This window comes from Calothrix sp. NIES-3974, assembly GCF_002368395.1.
Classification (GTDB): Bacteria; Cyanobacteriota; Cyanobacteriia; order Cyanobacteriales; family Nostocaceae; genus NIES-3974.
Window position 1 is genome coordinate 1,093,533 of sequence record NZ_AP018254.1, and the last position, 19,603, is coordinate 1,113,135.

Sequence of the window (19,603 nt, forward strand, 5' to 3'; positions counted from 1 at the left end):
CTAACGGTCTTAATAACCGTTATTTTTTTGGGCGTTGCTGAATCCAGGTATAAATTTAAATGTTGTAGAGACGCGATATATCGCGTCTCTAGGGGGATCACGGCTATTTCTGGAAAATAGACCAAATTTCAGATATTTGCCTGTGTTAATGGCGTGATTTGAGGGATAGGAAGCTATTTTTGGTGATTTTCTAGTTTGTAGTTCATAGATTGCAGATTCGGATTTTCGATATTGAGCGACGAATAATAAGCAGTTACAAACAAGGGTAAAACCAATGTCAACATTGCAATCATCGTTCCTACAACGTCTGCCAAGCGATGGGTTCGGTGTACGTTTATATCGGCAGACTGGGTATTAGAATTCATAAATAATTTGATACTGTTTTTTCACCTTCTGTTGTGATTCGTTGTCTACGAAGCACACTTCTATTTTAGCTATTTTTAACATCAAAAAGTATATAGAAACATAATTTCAATATTTTTTAGATAATACTTTATCGAGATACCATGTTGTGTGCATCTGTCTATACCAAGCTATATCTAAGGAAAGATTCATCATCGGTAAATAATATTTCCTAGTTAATGTTACTTAGATAATGGGCTGCAACTTTCAAGGTTTTTTCTCCGATACAAAAATTACAATCAAGTTGCTTACATATATTATAATTCACTTTCTCATCTTCGCCATATTTATTACCTATTTTTCTCGTTTTGAGAGAAAAAGCTGATTTTTCAAGTTGTTTCAGATGCCAATTAGATTTTTTTGATACCGAATAAATACGGATTTTTCCCAGCAAATTTCCATAATATCCGCAATTATACAGAAAGAAAATGGGTTCAAAATTGCGGAGGTGATTTAGTCTGGTAGTTACTCGCAAAAAAAAATATGCGGATACTCTTCAATTTTTTATTTAAAAGTTATCAGTAATTACACGTATCAGTTTTTCTGGCAAGTTGTTAAATTCCTAGAAAAAATTATGGTAATCTACTGATGAGTCTCTTCAAAAAAAGATTGTTGATGCTAATAGTTATATATTAATTATTTTTATAAGAAATGTCGGATACCCAAGGTAAGATTTTTATTTATCAGATTGATGTCCTCACGAAAATCACAAAGCAAACAATATATAAATTAATTGAACTAAAATCAATATATCTAATGGTAGAAAATCATGAAATATTGGGGTTGTCTGCAATGTTTTGTCTGGATATCAGAAAACTATCTGAGGTTGAAAAAATATGTTATTTTCCAACTTCATCAAATCGAAAATAAAATCCCGAATCAAAGCGAAAATAGGGGGTATGACACCCTATTTAACTCCAACAATTGAATCATCAAATCAAAATGATTGCAATACACCTTAGCTGGCTATACTCTGTAAAGACCGCGATCGCACTCTAATAAAAGCAAACAAAACAGACAAAATTAACATAAAAAAACCGCCTCACTCTGGAGGTCGGTTTGGTTAAGCAATCGGAGGGTATTTACAGACTAATCCGTTCGTCTAGAAACTGCTGTAGCGTCATGAACACTTACTCTTGATTGATCAACCTAGACATAATTATTTGCCATAGGCATCCATTGGTTCTTTAATAAATCGAATATAAAGATGTTTAAATGTGGATTTGATTACCCTTGGCATTCCAAAGTCAATTGGCATATACTTTTCTGGTAGTTGCCAGTCTTCAATTTGCAACATATCTGGTTTGAGTTGGGGAAAGGCAATATCCTCTAATCCCGTCCCTAAACCTAATCGCATGGCAGCCATAATTGTTGGCACTTGCTCAGGAGGAACTTGTAAAATATCAACGATAGCCTGATCTAGGGCAAAAACGTCTGTTGATGCACCTAGTACTCCTAATCTGCGAGGTTCACCATTACTTGGACCATTCCCCTCATGACCGATAATCCCGTCGATGATAGTTAAATCTGGATTAATAGTCCGCGCTGTTTCCACTAACATGTCTGCAAATCGCTCTTGGTTTTTACCCGCTTCCATATGCCACCAAGCCTTCATTTTCCCTGGAACGCAACCAAAGAGGTTTTTCACACCCATCGTCAACACTAACTGCACGTGGGATTTCACCTTGGGAAGATTAATCACCACATCTGCTTCCATTGCTTCCTTACAAACCAATAGGTGATTAAATTCATCACCTGCTGTTTGATAGCGTTTGCCATGAAATTCCACTACAGGCAAATTTAACTCGTCTAACACAGGTTGATATCCACTGGCGATCGCGACTCCTTTAGCACTCCCAAAGGCTGGACTATCTCCTAAAAACGGCTTTCCACCTACTGCCATCACCATTTTTGCCACTTCCCGTACAACTTCGGGACGGGTTGTACATTCCTTTCCTGGACGCGCACCAGTGAGTAAATTGGGCTTGAGCAAGACCCGATCCCCTGGTTGGACAAATGCAGACATCCCCCCCAAGGGTTGCAATAGGTTCTCTAGGGATTCCCCTAGGCGATCGCTTTCGTAGGATGTGGCTCGAATTAAGCTAACTAATGGTTGACTTGGTTGAGTAGATGGCATCAAGTTTGACATAAATTAAAGTAATTTTTCCCACACAAGGTCTTTTACACCTTATCCCATTTTTGGTTTTTATCTAGGGAGTAGGGATAGTCCGTAGTAATGGCATGTTGACATCTTCCCCAGCTATCATGGCGTGGGTATTCCTAAGACTCATGACTTAGGCTTCTGCTTCATCGCACCAGCCTTTACAGATTTACTCTGGTGATGTCCAAAGGATGTGAGAAGCTCCCATAAATGTGATTGGGGTGTACCGGAAAATTTTCTGTTGAATGATTCAGTTTTAATTAGTCATAATCATAATTTTTGGCATCTAGCATCTATACTGTTAGATACATCCTATGTATGTTAATCACAATCTATCGCAGGATAAGTGACAGTTTTAATTGTGGATAGGGGAAGTTTTCCCAGCCCAAGGTTTACAGTAATTATGGGTATCCTCACATTCCTGTTAGATATACCTAATCACTGATGGATGGTGTCAAGGCTGAAAAAATTAATAACGGCTAGACAATTCGACTCATTTTTTCCAAATTGAGAACCTGAGCAAGTTGTTGTTCATCCATTAATCCCCGCTCCAGAACGATTTGTCGCAGAGATTTGCCTGTTTCTAAGGATTCTTTAGCAACCGCAGCAGCATTTAAATAACCAATATGGGTATTTAAAGCCGTCACTAATGCCAAACTACCTTCCGCATAGGCTAAACAGCGATCGCGGTTCACACTTATTCCCTGGATACACTTTTGTGTCAAGGCAGCAATTGTATGACCGAGTATCTCAATGCTGTGGATCAAGTTATAGGCAATTAAGGGCATCATCACATTCAATTCCAATTGTCCGGCTTGGGCTGCTAATGCGATCGCACTATCATAACCCATGACCTGAAAACAAACCATTGATGTCATTTCCGCCATTACTGGGTTGTATTTTCCTGGCATAATTGAGGAACCTGGTTGGACTGGGGGGAGTTGAATTTCCTTCAATCCAGTTTTTGGTCCTGAATCCATAAGTCGCAGGTCATGGGAAATTTTCGCAATATCTTGGGCCAGATTGCGAAGGCTTCCTGACACACTGACAAAGGGAGCCATACTCTGCATTGCCGCCATCAAATGGGGCGCTGGTTGCAAAGGACAATTAATCAACCCTGATAAAACTTCTACCACACGTTGCCGGTATTGGGGGTGAGTGTTCAGACCCGTACCCGCAGCACTACCACCAATTCCTAACACCATTAAGTCACCGCTAGCGGTATAAATCCGGTTTTGATGGTCGCTGATAATTTGTTCCCAAGCAGCAAAGGTATCTCCTAAACGGACGGGTACTGCATCCTGGAGGTGGGTGCGTCCCGATTTGACGACATCTTGGAATTCTTCCGCCTTGGCTGCCAATGCCGCTATCATTAAATCTAACGCTGGTTGTAAAGTGTTAGTCAATGCTAACAGTCCCCCAATCCGAATGGCGGTGGGGATCACATCGTTAGTTGATTGACCGTAGTTTACATGGTCATTAGGGTTAATCCGTTGATAATTACCTTTGCGATCGCCTAATAATTCTAAGGCACGATTGGCTAAAACTTCATTCACATTCATATGGTGGGAAGTACCTGCACCCGCTTGATACACATCCACCACAAATTGATCCCGTAATTGACCTGCCAAGATTTCATCTGCTGCTTGGACAATTGCTTGGCTAATATCTGCGGGGATACAACCGAGATCCCCGTTGACTATGGCCGTTGCTTTTTTGATGTAAATGCAAGCATCCACGTAGGTCGGTAAGGGACGAATCCCACTAATGGGGAAATTTTCGATGGCTCGCAGGGTTTGAATTCCATAATATACATGGTCGGGTATCGTGCGATCGCCCATTGAGTCGCGTTCAATGCGGCTAGGAAAATTGGCAGTATCAGACATTGCGATGGAAATATTCCGGAAATATTTAATATTGGATTTTTTGAATTAAATCATAAAAGGGTTGCCAATTGTCATCAATCACAATCGGTTCCCAAATGGATTCAATCACAGGTCGGGTAATCACTATCTGGGGATTAATTTTTTTCAGATGAACTGGTATTTGTTGAATCGTGTTGCGGTCTAAACGGGTTAACAAGCGATGGTATAAACCTGACCACTGTACAAATAGCTCAGAAGCACCGAGGGATTGACCAATTTCCGAATCTGCTAAAATGGAGTTAGCATCATTTTGCCATTTTTCGCTAAACCCACGGGCAATATCGGCAAAAAAATCATGATAACTGACTGGATAGGTTTTTAAAAACCGGATTGTGGTTTGACATAATTCATTAATTTCTTCCCGAGGAATTGAGCTATCAATAGTAGATGTAAATCCGAGTTTTTGTGATAGTTGTTGTCGATATTCCTGAAAATAAACTGCTTCAAATTTTGCCAGACTAGCTTCCATTTCACTAGTAGAAATTACCGCAGACAGGGGTTTTTGTAGTAATTCCAGATTCAACTTACAAATTGCCGGTTGATTTCCATAGCAATAACGACCATACTCATCAAAATAGGCAGCCGTAAACTGGGGATTATAATTAGGAATAAATGCATAGGGACCATAATCAAAACTTTCCCCTGTAATTGACATATTATCGGTATTTAAAACCCCATGACAAAAGCCTGCTGCCATCCATTGTCCCACCAATTGGGCCACCCGTTGGACTAATTCACGATAAAACTGAATATATTTACTTTCCCCACTATCTTCAACATCTAATAAATGGGGATAATACACATCAATCACATGGTCAAGTAACTTTTTAATTAAATCCGGACGTTGGAGAAAATGTAACCTCTCAAATGTACCAAAACGGATATGGGATCTATTCATCCGTACCATCACCGAAGAACGAGTTGGTGACGGTTCATCCCCCCGCCACAATTCTAAACCCGTTTCCACCATACTTAAACAGCGAGAGGTACGTACCCCCATCCGGTGCAACATTTCTGCGGCTAAAACCTCCCGTACACCCCCTTTCAGGGTTAACATCCCATCACCACCACGGGAATAGGGAGTACGTCCAGACCCCTTCGTACCAAAATCGTAAAGTTCACCGTCCTTACCCCTCACCTGTCCGTACAAAAACCCCCGACCGTCACCTAATTGGGGGTTATAGACTCCAAATTGATAGCCATGATACCGCATTGCTAGTAGGGGTTTACGTCCGACAAATTTACCAAAGGCATTGATAAAATCTGTATCACTGACATCCCTGGGGTTAAGTCCAAACAGGGGTAGAAGTGCATCGTTACGCCAACGTAAAATGTGTAGAGGAAACTCCGCAGCCGTAACTTCATCGTAGTAGTCATTCCCTAGGGACTCGAAACTGGGTTCATAGTTGAGGTTGAGGAATGGATTCGGGGAATTGGGTTCGGAAGATGGGGATTGATTCATGCGGTATGCAGACAAATTGTTATTGATCCAATTTTAGTGGTACGGGAGTTAATAAGTGGCCACCAGGGGTAGGAAAATATGTGATATTCAATAACTTTTCTCAATATACAGTATAATGTCAGAATGCAGAAAACTTTTCTGAAAGTGGTTTTGGGCAAGTTTGGAAAATTGAGATAACGTAGTTTCAAAAAATTCCAAAATACCGTATTTATTACTTCCTCAAATAGTATATTATCGGGACTTAAACATTTTTGAGGCAGAAATCAGCTTCAAACCCATACAGGGGAAGGAAAATACACTACATGCTCAAAAATACTTGAAACCCAGATATAGCAAGAAACTACTCAAAACGATGTCACAGTCTTGCTGTGTATAAATTTGAGTGGTTTTTGTGGCTATTTTTGTCTAAGTCCCATTATATGATGCTATTCCCTAAATTAGCCAGGATTTTGAGGTGTGAATATTTTCAATTAGGGAAAGTTTAAATCCGGATTTCCTTGATGTCGATTCCCGGTTGAGAATTTTCCGTTTAAGTATATTGGTTATCAACATTTTGGGAATTATACCCTTACAATCTTCACTAAAGTTCATCATGCATTGTGATGCTTTCTACCGAGCTATGTAATCTGGTTGACTAAATTTATTGATAGTTCAGTTTTGCCCCAATATAATTGTATTTTGGTATGCAAAATTGAGGAATTAAATACAGATTTAGTTTAACCATCGGCAGTTGATCTATTAGCCACAAATCCTATGCAAGAAGCAATATTTTATCGCTTCTTTTTTTCGTGTGTTCGTAGATAAACCCATAGCTGCAAAAATTTGAAAGCGCTAAATGAACTGGATGTAAATAGATTGGTCAAATGAGGAGTGTGACGAAATATGCGTACTAGTAATATTATCGCTTTGTTGTTGGCATTAGGTTTAATGGTGACAGTTTCTGCTTGTGGTGGTTCTGAAAACGGTTCGGAATCGAATGAAACACCCACCACGGAAGCTACTACTCCTGCGGAAACTCCCACCACGGAAACAGCTCCTGCGGAAACTCCCACCACGGAAACAGCTCCTGCGGAAACTCCCACCACGGAAACTACTACTCCTGCGGAAACTCCCACCACAGAAGCTACTCCTGCAAACTAATACCAGATTATCGAGACGGAATATATCCTGTTGGAGTTAATCGCATCAACAATTTCTCTGCGATCGCACTCTAGTTTTCCGGAATCGAGTAGTCTAGTAGTCGATCGCATTAATTTTCAAGTTTGTAGTAGCAGTTCTAATCCTTTATTGCAGCGATAGGTCGCAACTACAAACCCCACTTTAATGCGTCAGACTACTAAGAATAATGCGATCGCTTGTTTATTTACTAATTTCTTGTAAAGCTGCGATTAATTTGTGGTAATCGTTGATGCTATTATAGATTTGAGCCGAAACCCGCACTAATAAGCCTGGTGGGAATTGCCAAGGAACGATTTGGACTTCAATCCCAAATTTATCTAACAAGACATCATGTAAATCCAAGTAATTCCAAACCTGCAAACCATCGGGAACAGGAATTGCAGCCATTGAACCCAACATCGATTCCGGTGCTAATACCTGGTGTGAAAATGCATCACTAATCAATTTTCTGGCTGTAATTACTAAATTATGATTGTGTTGCATTAATTCATCCCATCCCCCCTGAAACCAGGAACCCATCAAGGAAATTGCTTCGGGAACACACATATAGGGGGTAGGATCATCAGTCCCCGTCCAATCAAATTCTAGTTGAAAGCGGCTTTTATCGGTACGGGAAGAATTGGCACCATGACTGATAGATAAGGGACGAATTTTTGCCTGTCGATCGCGCTGAACGTATAGAAAACCCGCTCCTTTTGGCGCACATAACCATTTATGGCAGTTACCTGTATAGTAGGTCGCACCCAATTCCCGCAATTTTAAGGGTATCATCCCTGGTGCATGAGCTCCATCAACTAGGGTCTCTATTCCCTGACTACCTAATTGCTGAGTCAATTCCTGTATCGGAAAAATTAATCCTGTCTGACTAGTAACATGATCAATTAACACCAAGCGAGTTTTGTCGGACACCCCATCCATCACTGCGGTGATGACTTGCTGCTTTTCCTGGATCGGGAATGGTACATCCACCACTACAACTTTTGCACCATAACGTTGGGCAACATAATCTAAAGCATTACGACTAGCATTATACTCATGGTTGGTTGTTAATAACTCATCCCCAGTATTAATATCCAGGGAACGTAAAACCGCATTTATCCCTGTCGTCGCATTGGGGATAAACACCACATCTTCCGGGTCTGCACCCACAAAACTAGCCAAGCACACACGGGATTGGTCTAACAATGGTTCCCAATCACGCATGAAAAATCGCAAAGGTTCATTTTCAAGTTGCGATCGCAAATAGGCTTGTTTTTGTAAAACTATCCTCGGACAAGCACCGAAGGAACCATGATTGAGAAAAACGATTGCAGGATCAATTAGCCAATGTTTACGGAAGTGAGAAGTTGGAGTAATCTCAATCACTTAAATAACCGCCCCATCACACTTACACCCTAAAAAATCCTGCTTCAATTTTAATTTGAACTCCCCAGGCAGGATTCGAACCTGCGACCAATCGGTTAACAGCCGACCGCTCTACCACTGAGCTACTGAGGAAAGCACTCTAGTAATAATAATCTCAATAAATGGAATTGACAAGTACTTTTGAAAATTTTTTTGGGATTTTTTGGAGAATGACGCGCGAATCCTGAATCAACAAGCTTTTGAGGATTTTCTGAACAATCAACGCCAATTGTGACCTTCACTCCACGATGAAAGCCACAGCAACGCCGAAATCTCTACTGTCAGGGAAAATATTTAGTTGTACTTATAAACTCATCCGTAATTCCGACAGTTTTTGACGCGCTTTGGCATCGATGGAATTGGCCAAAAACCGACCTTGTGATTGTTTCCGTGGGCGATAGGTTTTGCGTCGATGACAAACTGTGGCTTGCACATCAAAGCAAAGTTGTTGTGCAGACATCCACTCCGCACCATAACCTTGAACAACTAATTGCTGTGCCCTATCCGATGTGGCAACTATTACCCGCGAAACCAGAGAATTGGCCAATTGGGTACGCATCGATGCGCAAACTTTCTCAATATAGGTATCGGCCGTCTGCCCAAAGTCCGTATAATAAACGGAGACCAGCTCTGTAATTACCTGTCTGTGGCTGCAAGTATTTTGATAGTGAGCATCAAATACAATATGGGTTTCGTAACCCACAAAAGCACTATAACTGGTGATTGATTCAATCAACTCATCACGTGCTGCTTCCAATCCATCTCGCTTACAAGTCTTCTGTAAACAAGACCAAGCTCCAATGATATTGTAGCCATCCACTAACAGGATAGCTGGTGGTGGGGAAGACGACATGGTTTTTAATCACAATTTTCTAGAGTTAACAAAATTCATTCATAACTCCTATAGTAATCTAACCACACCTTGTAATATCATGTTACAAAGTCAGAAAAAAACCATGAGGTGACAATTTGGTCTTTTCTTGGGGTTTGTAAATCAATCAGGTTCAGGGATAGTTGTAGATTCGGTTAACATCATCTGACGCATTTGATATGAAATGTTTGTTTGTAGCTGCTGTGCATACAAGCCTTTAATCATTTATGAGGGGCTTGCAGTAGTAGCTCTAGCTCCGAAGAAGCTTTAAGATCAAGGCGCGAAAGCGCGACTACGTACCTTATTCTCACCCCTCAAATTTTTGGTCAATCCAAAATCCAAAATCCAAAATCCCTTAGCTCTAACGGTAATCTTGGCGTTGGATATCCCGTAATTTTGCCGCATCTCGCATTCCGTATTCTGGACGACAAAAACGGTTGATTTGGGCTTCAAAAAATTCCCGGTTAGCTTGTAAATGACGGGGATTCGGGTCATCCAAGGGATATAACAGGGCTGTACGTAGGGCTTGAATCACTGCTGAGGTGACATTATACATGGAGCGCTGGAAGCTAATCCCTAATTGAATCAACATGTCGTCTTCCCCACGACAGTGTTGTTTGTAGTAGTCCACCAAATACTGAGGCAAGAAATGTAACATATCCTGCATCAACAATGTGGGGGGAATTCCCGCAGTTCCCACCGGGAAAACATCGGCGTAGAGAATCCCGTAATGAAAATCCTTCTGGTCATCAGGGACTTGTCCCGCTTGGGCATTATAGGATTTTGTTCCCCGGAAGGGTGCAGTGCGATAAAATACAGCCTCTACGTAGGGAAGAGCGGCTTCGTACAACCAGGTAAAACCCTTCGATTTGGGGATAATTTCGTAACATTCCCCCTTGATATAGACATGATGGTAAATCGGTCGTCCTGCGATCGCAAATATGCCATTCACTAAAAAGTTCATTGCATCGGGTACGCCTTTAAATCCTCCTTCGTCGTAGATATCTGACATCTCGAAGAACACCGGAGCCATGACTTCCCAAAATAACCCTAAATTAGCATAGTAGGAAGCTTGACGACACTGTTCCAGAAACATGTCTGGAAATAATTTATACAATGCCATCATGGCGGGATTACCCTGAAAATAGGCCTTTATGGCCCGGTCTGCGTTAGTACGGTATTCTTCAGAGTCTAAATAGGCATCAAATTGATTTACGGGTGCGTACATATGCCGATGCCATAGCATTGCCCGCATACAAGCTTCCGCAAATTCCATATTGATCCGGTCATGGAACAGATGGTGGAAAAGTTTCGGCATTTTGCGACCGGTTTCCCCTTTTTCCATGAACGCGAGTAATTCGGGATGGGCTGTAGCAACACCTCGCCAAATCCGTAAATCCGCATCATCTCCAGCATAATGGTTATGACGCTGTAGATATTCATCGGAGATAAAATACTTAAAAAAGGGAAATGGATTTAAGAAAACCTGTTCCGCAATATACAGCAAATCTCGCCAGTAGAAATCCATTGGTACAGCATAGGCTTTATAGATACCAATGATTTGCATCAGGTTTTCCGGGGTATCGGGGAGCATGGAACCACCCGCTTCCAAGCGATGGATAATTTCTGCAAATTCGTGGGTGGAAGGAGGTAATTTGGTTTTGGGTTGTTCTTGTGTTTGTACCATTGGGGGATTTTGGATTTTGGATTTGAGATTTTGGGAAAATTGCGATTAATCTGCTGTAAATACAGCAATCTGATTTAATTAGTGAAAAATAGCCTGCCGTTGACTGATGACTGGTGATTGTTAACCGTCAGCACTCAACCGTTAACAATCCTACATGTAAGATTTCACAAATCCCGCTTGGACTGCCTTATCTATCCTGTGAACACAGCTAAACCAGAAAAAGGTTTTGATTAATTATTCCCTGTTGCCAATTATCATGTTCAAGTGAAATCTTTCCCTTCGCTTACAACTATAGCAAGTGAAAAATAGCGTCCCGTTGACTGATGACTGGTGATTGTTAACCGTCAACAAATGTTAAAAACCCTACATGTAAGATGTCACAAATTATTTAGGACTGCGGTCCAAGTTTTTGATTGTAACTAATTCAGGGAACTCGATATCAGCTGTCTTCCCTCCCCTATCTCCTGTTTTCTATCTCCTGTATCTTGGATTCTGTATCCTGTATTCTCACCAAAATTCGGAATTGTAGCCACCATCGCAGTTGTAGTCGGTTCGCTCCACCGCACTAACCAGGAGGGTTGAATCCCCAGGAACAGGATTAACGCAGCTAAAATCAGACCCGGAGCCTTTTCATACCATAAAGTCGGGGGATAGTAAGCTGAATTGTTATCTAAGCGTCCAAAACAGGTACGGTTGAGCAAAATTACAAAATAAACAGCCGTTAAAGCCGTGGCAATGACACATAGTAAAGTGGGAATGGGGAAAACGGCGAAACTACCTTGAAACACGATAAATTCAGCAATAAATCCTGTCATTCCTGGAATTCCCGCACTCGCCATTCCCCCCAATACCAGTAAAGCACTAGTTAGGGGTAAACCACGAATTGGACTCATTAAACCATTGAGTTTTTCTAGTTCCCTGGTTCCCACCTTGGTTTCCACCACACCGACCAAATGGAACAAAATCGCCAGAATTATCCCATGACTGAACATCTGTGCGACAGCACCCACCAACGATAGGGGTGTACTGGCTGCACTTGCAAGGAGAATATAGCCCATATGACCGATGGAACTATAGGCAACCATCCGTTTAATATCTTTCTGCGCGATCGCAGTCACCGCACCATACATGGCACTAACTGCACCCCAAATTGCTAGGGTGGGAGCAATCAGACTCCAAGCTTGGGGAAACATCACCATTCCGAATCTGAGTAAACCATAGGTTCCCAGTTTTGCTAGTACTCCACCTAGTAAAATAGCCACAGGTGCAGAGGCTTCAACGTAGGCATCAGGTAGCCAGGTATGTAGGGGTATGATAGGGATTTTGATGCCAAATCCCAGGACTATGCCAATTAATAAAACTACCTGTAATGTGGTAGATAAACCTTGGACGGAAATAGCATCAATTGCAAAACTTTTTGCTCCTGTCAACCAAACTAGTCCAAGGAAAGTAGCCAGAATCAATGCTCCAGAAACGGCTGTATATATCAGAAATTTTGTGCCTGCATAGAAACGCTTTTCTCCCCCCCAAATCGAAATTAAGAGGTAAAAGGGAATCAATTCAAATTCATAAAATAGGAAGAATAATAGTAAATTTTGAGCAGTAAATGCACCCGCCACACCACCACTGACGAGCAAAATCATGGCATAGAAAAGTTTTGGTCTCTCAATGCCTTTACGACTACTGAATACGGCAATCCAGGTCAGTAAGCTATTCAGAATCAGCAGTAGAATAGATAAACCATCTACCCCTAATTGATAACCTAAACCCAAGGTTTCATTCCAGGGTAAATATTCGGTCAGTTGCATTCCGGGATTGTTGATATCAAATTTACCTAAAATCAACAGATTCCACAGAAATGTAAATCCAGAGACTAATAAAGCTACTAGTCTTACCTGAGTTGCTGACATCAATCGAGTAGGAATAAACCCGATTAATATTGCTCCAATAATCGGCAGCCAAATTAGTGTACTTAACATCTTTTCATTGATTGAGTTGATTAATAGTAGTTAGGGAATAGTCCGTGACAGGAGTAGGAAAAAGAGAAATCAAATTGACACCTTGATTCTGCAATCTGTGACAAATTATTCCTCCTGTCACCTGTTTCCTGTGTTCTTGACTTACTTCATTGATATCATGGAAACCGAACCAGACATTAAATCTAAGAAGGAGTCACCCCAGAATTGCCAAGTGACGATTGCACCTAGTAAACTTACTCCCATTAATACCGTCAAGGCATAAAATTGAGTTTGTCCTGTGTTGCTATACTTTAAACCTTCACCACCGCCGATGGAAATTAAACCAACTAAATTGACAATACCATCGACAACAAATCTGTCCAACATATCCGCAAACCTGGACAGTAAATCCACACCCAAAACAATACTCATTTTGTATAACTTGGGAGTGTAAAAATCGTAGGCAAGTAGATTTTGCAAAGGCTGTAAAGGTAAACGAATTGGCTTGTGGATAAAGTCACTTAAATAAATGACCGCGCTAATACTACCACCAAAAATACTTGACCAAATCAACAACAAAGCCACATCCTGATTCAAATTAACCCAACTTGGTAAAAGATGTACATTGTTAAGAATTATTGGTGCATGGAGAACAAAGCCTAAAGCAATCACCATTGGTAAAGTCATTTGCCAAGATACCTCTGGGGAACGTTCACTCATTTGTTTGGGCTTTCCACCCCAAATTAAACAAAATTCCCGCATCAAACTAAAGGCAGTTAACCCATTTACCACAATTAAAACCCCAACTAATGCGGGTTGGGTAGACCACAAATTACTACCCAACTCCAACATTGCCCAAAAACCAGCCAAAGGAGGTAAACCAATTAATCCCGCAGCACCTACCAAATAGGAAATTCCAGAAATTGGCCGACGTGTCCACAACCCACCCAATTGGGTGACATTTTGGGTAATGCTGTTCCAAACAATCCCACCCACAGCCATGACCAATAAACCTGCGGACAGGGCATTACTTAATACTAATAATAAAGCAGCCTCATCCTGCTGCGTACCGACAGCAATAAACACCAAACCCAAGTAGGCACTCACAGAATATGATAAACATCTTTTGACATCGATTTGGGCGATCGCAATCAAAGATGCGCCTACTGCTGTTACTGCACCAATCCCCACCATCACCGATGAAGCAATGGGAGATAAACTAAACACTGGTTGCAATTTAATTAATACCCACGCACCACTGGCAACCACCACCGAATTACGTAAAATTGTGCTGGGTATTGGTCCTTCCATCGCCTCATCTAACCACAAATGTAAGGGAAATTGGGCACATTTACCCATCGGTCCGGCGATTAGACCAAAACAGACTAAACTAATTATGAAGGGGTTTACAGAGGGTGAACTTGCAGCCCAAGCTTCTAAATCACTATAATTCCACGTTCCAGCCAAGGGGTAAATACCCAAAACCCCCATCAACAGGAATAAATCTCCTACCCGTTTGGTTAAAAATGCATCTCGCGCACCTGTCACCACTAAGGGTTGACTAAACCACAAACCAACTAATAGGTAGGTTCCTAGGGTTAAAATTTCTAGAACTACGTAGCTAAAAAACAGGTTATCGCACAAAGCCAAAGCACATAAACCAGCTTCAAATAAACCCAGCAGTGAGAAAAATCTTCCCCACCCCCAGTCCATTTCCATATACCCAACTGCGTAGATTTGGGCTAAAAAATTTAACCCAGAAACCATCACCAAAGCTGCAACACTAATGGCCGAAATCTCTAACTCAATTGCTAAATTTAAACCCGCAGTTGACAACCAGGGAATCACCACCTTCTTTGCTGGTTCATCCCAAATTATTCCCAATGCTAAACTCGAATGCAAAAATGCCAACAGGGTCATTACTAAATTGACATAGCCAGCAGGTCGTGGTCCTGTACGGCGAATTATCCCTGGTGACCAGGGTAATGCCATTATTCCACCCAATAAAGCATACAATGGCACCAACCACACGGTGTCCAGCAGGTACTGAGTCATTGATATTCCTCTAAACAGTGATTAGTGAGTAAGGTAGGGCTGACCGCAGGTTCTAGTAAATCTAATCCACCCGGCAAAGTTTTTTTGACGGACTACTAGATACTTAACTATAAGTAAATGCGGTTTTCACCTATTTATATTTATTTAATCTTATTATCTATAGAGTAACTGTTGACCTAACAATTTGGAATTCTCGTCCGCCAAAAATCTACGATAGTGAATCTAAGAAATTCTTATCTGTCCAAAGGATTGGTTTATCTGATTCAATCCATATAGATAAATCTATGCTTGTAATGCTCAAAATATTGTCAAAATCTGGGTGAATAAACATGATTTAGAAGGATGCGATCGCCAAATTTTTAATCCATAAATTTATTTTGGCGCTGAACACTCAGTGCAAAGGTAAATTTAATACTTTTCCTCCATCTCAATTTTCAGGATAATCACGAGTTGACAAAACCAATTTCACCTTAACTTGTCACGAATGGGGACAGACCACTACTCCCTTACTCCCTATTCCCTTTTATAGTCAACTTTTGTGCTGTTCTTAAAATCTGTCCAGCCAAGATAGCAGCACCAAAACCATTATCAATATTAACCACGCCAATTCCAGTGGCACAGGAATTCAACATGGTTAAGAGGGGGGCTATACCACCGAAACTTGCGCCATAACCGATGCTGGTGGGGACGGCAATTACAGGTACATCTGCTAAACCAGCGACAACACTGGGTAATGCACCTTCCATACCCGCAACCACAATTAACACCGATGCTGAGTCAATGACGTGACGGTGACTTAGCAAGCGATGGATTCCAGCTACTCCCACATCCCAGAGGCGTTGAACAGTAAAGCCACATAATTCGGCTGTAACTGCGGCTTCTTCGGCTACGGGTAAATCTGCTGTTCCGGCTGTGAGGATACCGATGGAACCAGGGTAAACAGGGGTAATGACATCGGGTGCGATCGCAGCGATTTTGGCCATCTCGAAGTATTTTAAAGCCCTGACTTGTGGTTGTAAAGCGGTGTAAACCTCGGTGGAGATACGGGTAGCGATGACGACTGGATTCTTTTGATGCATCACCGCCATAATTTGGGCAATTTGGGTCGGGGTTTTATCCTGTCCCCAGATAAACTCAGGGAAACCCGTGCGTAATTGACGGTGGTGGTCGATTTTGGCAAATTCACCTACGGGTTCGTAATGAAAGTATCTGAGTTGTTCTAAAGCCTCTGCGGTAGAAAGACTGCCATTCGCTACTTGTTCCAGTAGCGATCGCAAATTTTCATTGCCATAGTTGTGTTGATTCATCTTTGACACTCCCCTGCCCTTAGCCGAGGGGATTCTACATTGGGAGATTGTGAGGATTGGGGAGTAACGGGAATCGGAAGTCGTGGAACAACCCCTTACTCAATACTTACTGCTTACTCCCTCAAAACCGAGAATGAGCAACTTTCACCTTTGTACCCGATACCTTACCTATTCCTATCGTTGTTCAATTGTAGCTGTATTTTCAGCTAAAATACCTGTTCTAAACGTTGAAAATCCTGCTGTACCAACTGACAGAGGGTTTTATTATTCGGGTCGGTTTTCAGGGCTTTTTTCAGGTAAATACGAGCTTTGAGCCATTGTTTTTCATTAATTAAGGCTCGTCCCCACAACTGATAGGATATGGCTTGCCATTGCCGTACTTCCACATCGTCAGGTAAACGTTCCGCTAAAGCTTCAGCCAAGGCGATCGCTTGGGGAAAACGGCGATCGCGTAAAAATCCTTGCAATTGATGATAGGTATTCCATTTGAGCCGCATTTCCACTTCCCGTGCATTCGGTGGTTGGGTCGGGGATTTCTGTTCTGCGACTGGTTGGTGTGGAGCTTTCGGTCGGGTTTTTGTTGCAGTCTTGACCGTTTGTCTGTGGTTTGTCTGTGGGGTATGTGTCGATTTCACAGACTGGTGATGGGGTTTTGGGGGTGAGGGGTGCTTAGAAGATGATGGGGACTTGGGGACATTGGTAACGGTCGGGTTCGGAGCATGGGCAGACCCAACCGTTGTTGGTATTACTTGCAACAGGAATTTATATGCCTCTGTTAAGGCGATAAATTTTTCTTTGGCTTTTTGGTCATTCGGGTTGATATCGGGGTGATATTGTTGTGCCAAACGACGATAGGAGGCTTTTACGTCGGCAAACGTTGCACCCGACCTCAGACCCAACATACGATAGCAATCTACAAGTTCCATCTTCAGCCATTCGCGATCATGAAATATGAGCGTACTTTAACAGTTATCGGTTGACAGTTATCTAGTTAACAGTTTGGCAAATCAAAAACAAAGTGTCTGTAACCATTGATGTACTTATCTTTATTACTTGCGGACTGCCTTGTGTTGACTAGATAACTGGGTTGTCTTGACAATTTTTTCGCTGTCTAGACTAACATTTCCGGAAGTTTATCACCAACGTACTGGACGGGCACTCCTACCATCTACCCATTCGCTCAAAAAATCAAAATTACGCTACATATACTATCTCTATAACTTGATATTTGTAAACTCGAAATTGAAAAAATAGTTTGATTAAATATAATTGCTAATTCGTAATAGCCTACGGCAAGCCGCTACGCGTCTACGTAATACCCGCTACGCGGGAAGCAGGCTACGTAATAGCCTGCGGCAACGCTTCGCGTACGTAATCAATACCCCTTACGAACACTAGTACAAGTCGGCGGAAATATCTAGACCATTTATCTGGTAACTATGCTCTGCGTAGCAGTGTATGAGGGCTACCGCCTTCATCCAAGAGGCAGTAGAGGAGCCTCGCACCCTTGAACTGCCACGCGGAGCATGGGATTCAGGGAAATGGTAGGCGTATTTATGCCATGCGGTACTAGGAATTACGAATTGTTTCGAGCCAGTATTTTTTTACTTTAATAGCAAATAGTATAAAGTACCATTACCACCAGTAATACCAGCGCGATCGCCGGCTAATTTTCCTGTCCCCATAAAGTAATCTACCCGTCCAGGGGTTCTAATGGCGCTACCGGTATCCTGATCCAGGACAAATCGACTGACGGTGCGGAAAACTAACCGACCATTGTTATCGGGGAACGGTAAACGGGTATGGACAAGTGCCAAGGCTCCCGGTGGCATGAGGGATTTATCTGTAGCAATGGAACGTTCGGGTGTCACTGGTACACCTATACTGCCACGGGCTGGTTCACCACGTTTTTCCCTAAAAAAGATAAATCGTTCCCAGCGAGGTAGATAATTATCCATTTCCTGGGGATTATCCTTAAAATACTTGAGTAGCACCGGCATGGTTAACCCACTCAATTGGAGTTTTCCGTCCTTAGCCAACTCTCGACCGATACTCGTCCAGGGGTAATCCGTTGCACCTGCAAAACCAACGGAAGTGGTTCCACCATCGACAAGACGAATTTGGGCTGAACCTTGGATGTGAATCATATAGGCATCCATCCGATTTCGGAACCACAATAGTTCCAACCCCCTTAAAGGACTGCGATCGCCAAGTAATCCGTCTGCACCTTCGAGGTCAATCCGTCTGGGGTGAGGTTTTGGCCAGTTACTAAAATCATCGGGAAGACGGTAGATCGGATACCGATACTCAGCAGTTCGACGACGACTAGCTGTGTATATTGGTTCATAATAGGCAGTAAATTTAACAGTACCTCGACCGTCGTTACCGACAGATTTATAAAAATTAAACTCTCTTCTAACGGCTCTTTGCAATTCTGCGGGCGATTTAGCATTGGCGACCAACTGGCGGAATCTCCGTAAACTCCGCACCACCCGGTCATGGGTAATACCCTCGACTGGATAATTGGCATAGGCAGCTCTAGCACTTGGTCTATTTAAATAACTTAAACTATGGTCAATCGCAGTTAACAAAGCTTGGCGATCGCCTCGTCTTGTGACTCCACCCCCAAAAATCTGCTCATCCCAACCTAAACATCCATGAGCAGGGTGACAATCAACGTCAATTGGCAGCAATTTCAAGGGAGGCTGTGCTACTGGTTCAACAGGTTGGGTTGGTTGGGTGACAGGGGGTGGATTGGTTGGTAATGGAGCTGGTACGGGGATAGTGCTGATGACAACAGATCCTTGAGCGATCGCCGAAACTAGGGGAACAACCGCAGCGAAACCAAAACTCAAACCAAGCAAAGCAAGCGTTTTTCTCATCTTGAAATTATTGGGAATTTATTTTAATTAAAACTATTCGACAAATCGTTCCACACTTGAACTAAAAAATGGTTCAACGCGAATTGCCACAACTCTTGACGGACGTACAACCATATATTCCCCTTGAATATTCTTGATCGGTACGTTAATAAAGTCGTCAGAACCAGCTTTTGGCATTAATTCGCCGCTATACCATTTTTGAAATTCCTGTATAGTCGGAAACCGTACTTCTTCACGATGTCCACTTTCCATCATTAAGTGTACTACGTATTCATTGGGAGTTCTTGGCATAGGTTTGAATCATTTGAAA

Annotated in this window: 14 protein-coding genes and 1 tRNA gene; 2 read left to right on the top strand and 13 right to left on the bottom strand. The window is 42.1% G+C overall.

Annotated elements, in window-relative coordinates; genetic code table 11:
• Positions 1–1,561: 1,561 nt before the first annotated feature.
• The 3 genes from CDC37_RS04240 to CDC37_RS04250 all read right to left on the bottom strand — a co-directional run bounded on the left by CDC37_RS04240 (position 1,562) and on the right by CDC37_RS04250 (position 5,950).
• Positions 1,562–2,551: a DUF362 domain-containing protein gene (locus CDC37_RS04240; protein ID WP_096620637.1), complete on the bottom strand. Its 990-nt coding sequence runs from the start codon at positions 2,549–2,551 to the stop codon at positions 1,562–1,564.
• 491 nt (positions 2,552–3,042) lie between these two features.
• Complete coding sequence (locus CDC37_RS04245; RefSeq protein WP_096620638.1) at positions 3,043–4,449, bottom strand: aspartate ammonia-lyase; 1,407 nt, start codon at positions 4,447–4,449, stop codon at positions 3,043–3,045.
• Between the two features lie 25 nt (positions 4,450–4,474).
• A complete protein-coding gene (locus CDC37_RS04250) occupies positions 4,475–5,950 on the bottom strand; it encodes a protein adenylyltransferase SelO (RefSeq protein WP_096620639.1) in 1,476 nt (491 codons plus the stop codon).
• An 882-nt stretch (positions 5,951–6,832) separates the two neighbouring features.
• Between CDC37_RS04250 and CDC37_RS04255 the strand changes: the two genes are divergently transcribed.
• The gene (locus CDC37_RS04255) at positions 6,833–7,090 is read left to right on the top strand and encodes a hypothetical protein (RefSeq protein ID WP_096620640.1); all 258 of its coding nucleotides are present in this window, start codon (positions 6,833–6,835) and stop codon (positions 7,088–7,090) included.
• Positions 7,091–7,120: 30 nt separating this feature from the next.
• Positions 7,121–7,249: a hypothetical protein gene (locus CDC37_RS25425; protein WP_255408896.1), complete on the top strand. Its 129-nt coding sequence runs from the start codon at positions 7,121–7,123 to the stop codon at positions 7,247–7,249.
• A gap of 60 nt (positions 7,250–7,309) precedes the next feature.
• On the opposite strand, the gene CDC37_RS04260 is transcribed toward CDC37_RS25425, so the two are convergent.
• From CDC37_RS04260 to CDC37_RS04305, 10 genes are all read right to left on the bottom strand, one after another.
• The gene (locus CDC37_RS04260; protein ID WP_442861063.1) at positions 7,310–8,494 is read right to left on the bottom strand and encodes an aminotransferase class V-fold PLP-dependent enzyme; all 1,185 of its coding nucleotides are present in this window, start codon (positions 8,492–8,494) and stop codon (positions 7,310–7,312) included.
• Between the two features lie 60 nt (positions 8,495–8,554).
• A tRNA-Asn gene (locus tag CDC37_RS04265) sits at positions 8,555–8,626 on the bottom strand.
• 211 nt (positions 8,627–8,837) lie between these two features.
• Entirely contained in the window at positions 8,838–9,386 is a 549-nt protein-coding gene (locus CDC37_RS04270; RefSeq protein WP_096620641.1) for an NYN domain-containing protein, read from the bottom strand.
• A 379-nt stretch (positions 9,387–9,765) separates the two neighbouring features.
• Positions 9,766–11,091 carry a CO2 hydration protein gene (locus CDC37_RS04275; protein WP_096620642.1) on the bottom strand — a complete coding sequence of 442 codons (1,326 nt, stop codon included), beginning with the start codon at positions 11,089–11,091 and terminating at the stop codon, positions 9,766–9,768.
• 419 nt (positions 11,092–11,510) lie between these two features.
• The gene (locus tag CDC37_RS04280) at positions 11,511–13,070 is read right to left on the bottom strand and encodes an NADH-quinone oxidoreductase subunit M (protein WP_096620643.1); all 1,560 of its coding nucleotides are present in this window, start codon (positions 13,068–13,070) and stop codon (positions 11,511–11,513) included.
• A gap of 141 nt (positions 13,071–13,211) precedes the next feature.
• Complete coding sequence (locus CDC37_RS04285; RefSeq protein WP_096620644.1) at positions 13,212–15,104, bottom strand: NAD(P)H-quinone oxidoreductase subunit F; 1,893 nt, start codon at positions 15,102–15,104, stop codon at positions 13,212–13,214.
• Between the two features lie 506 nt (positions 15,105–15,610).
• Positions 15,611–16,411 (bottom strand): nickel pincer cofactor biosynthesis protein LarB, encoded by an 801-nt coding sequence (larB, locus tag CDC37_RS04290; protein WP_096620645.1) that lies wholly within the window; start codon positions 16,409–16,411, stop codon positions 15,611–15,613.
• 206 nt (positions 16,412–16,617) lie between these two features.
• Positions 16,618–17,337 (bottom strand): J domain-containing protein, encoded by a 720-nt coding sequence (locus CDC37_RS04295; protein WP_096620646.1) that lies wholly within the window; start codon positions 17,335–17,337, stop codon positions 16,618–16,620.
• A 678-nt stretch (positions 17,338–18,015) separates the two neighbouring features.
• The gene (gene mltA, locus CDC37_RS04300; RefSeq protein ID WP_096620647.1) at positions 18,016–19,293 is read right to left on the bottom strand and encodes a murein transglycosylase A; all 1,278 of its coding nucleotides are present in this window, start codon (positions 19,291–19,293) and stop codon (positions 18,016–18,018) included.
• Between the two features lie 33 nt (positions 19,294–19,326).
• Complete coding sequence (locus tag CDC37_RS04305) at positions 19,327–19,584, bottom strand: hypothetical protein (RefSeq protein WP_096620648.1); 258 nt, start codon at positions 19,582–19,584, stop codon at positions 19,327–19,329.
• Positions 19,585–19,603 lie beyond the last annotated feature (19 nt).

Coding starts and splice junctions, on each gene's coding strand:
- CDC37_RS04240 (WP_096620637.1), bottom strand. CDS start 2,551: ATGTCAAACTTGATGCCATCTACTCAACCAAGTCAACCATTAGTTAGC.
- CDC37_RS04245 (WP_096620638.1), bottom strand. CDS start 4,449: ATGTCTGATACTGCCAATTTTCCTAGCCGCATTGAACGCGACTCAATG.
- CDC37_RS04250 (WP_096620639.1), bottom strand. CDS start 5,950: ATGAATCAATCCCCATCTTCCGAACCCAATTCCCCGAATCCATTCCTC.
- CDC37_RS04255 (WP_096620640.1), top strand. CDS start 6,833: ATGCGTACTAGTAATATTATCGCTTTGTTGTTGGCATTAGGTTTAATG.
- CDC37_RS04270 (WP_096620641.1), bottom strand. CDS start 9,386: ATGTCGTCTTCCCCACCACCAGCTATCCTGTTAGTGGATGGCTACAAT.
- CDC37_RS04275 (WP_096620642.1), bottom strand. CDS start 11,091: ATGGTACAAACACAAGAACAACCCAAAACCAAATTACCTCCTTCCACC.
- CDC37_RS04280 (WP_096620643.1), bottom strand. CDS start 13,070: ATGTTAAGTACACTAATTTGGCTGCCGATTATTGGAGCAATATTAATC.
- CDC37_RS04285 (WP_096620644.1), bottom strand. CDS start 15,104: ATGACTCAGTACCTGCTGGACACCGTGTGGTTGGTGCCATTGTATGCT.
- larB (WP_096620645.1), bottom strand. CDS start 16,411: ATGAATCAACACAACTATGGCAATGAAAATTTGCGATCGCTACTGGAA.
- CDC37_RS04295 (WP_096620646.1), bottom strand. CDS start 17,337: ATGGAACTTGTAGATTGCTATCGTATGTTGGGTCTGAGGTCGGGTGCA.
- mltA (WP_096620647.1), bottom strand. CDS start 19,293: ATGAGAAAAACGCTTGCTTTGCTTGGTTTGAGTTTTGGTTTCGCTGCG.
- CDC37_RS04305 (WP_096620648.1), bottom strand. CDS start 19,584: ATGCCAAGAACTCCCAATGAATACGTAGTACACTTAATGATGGAAAGT.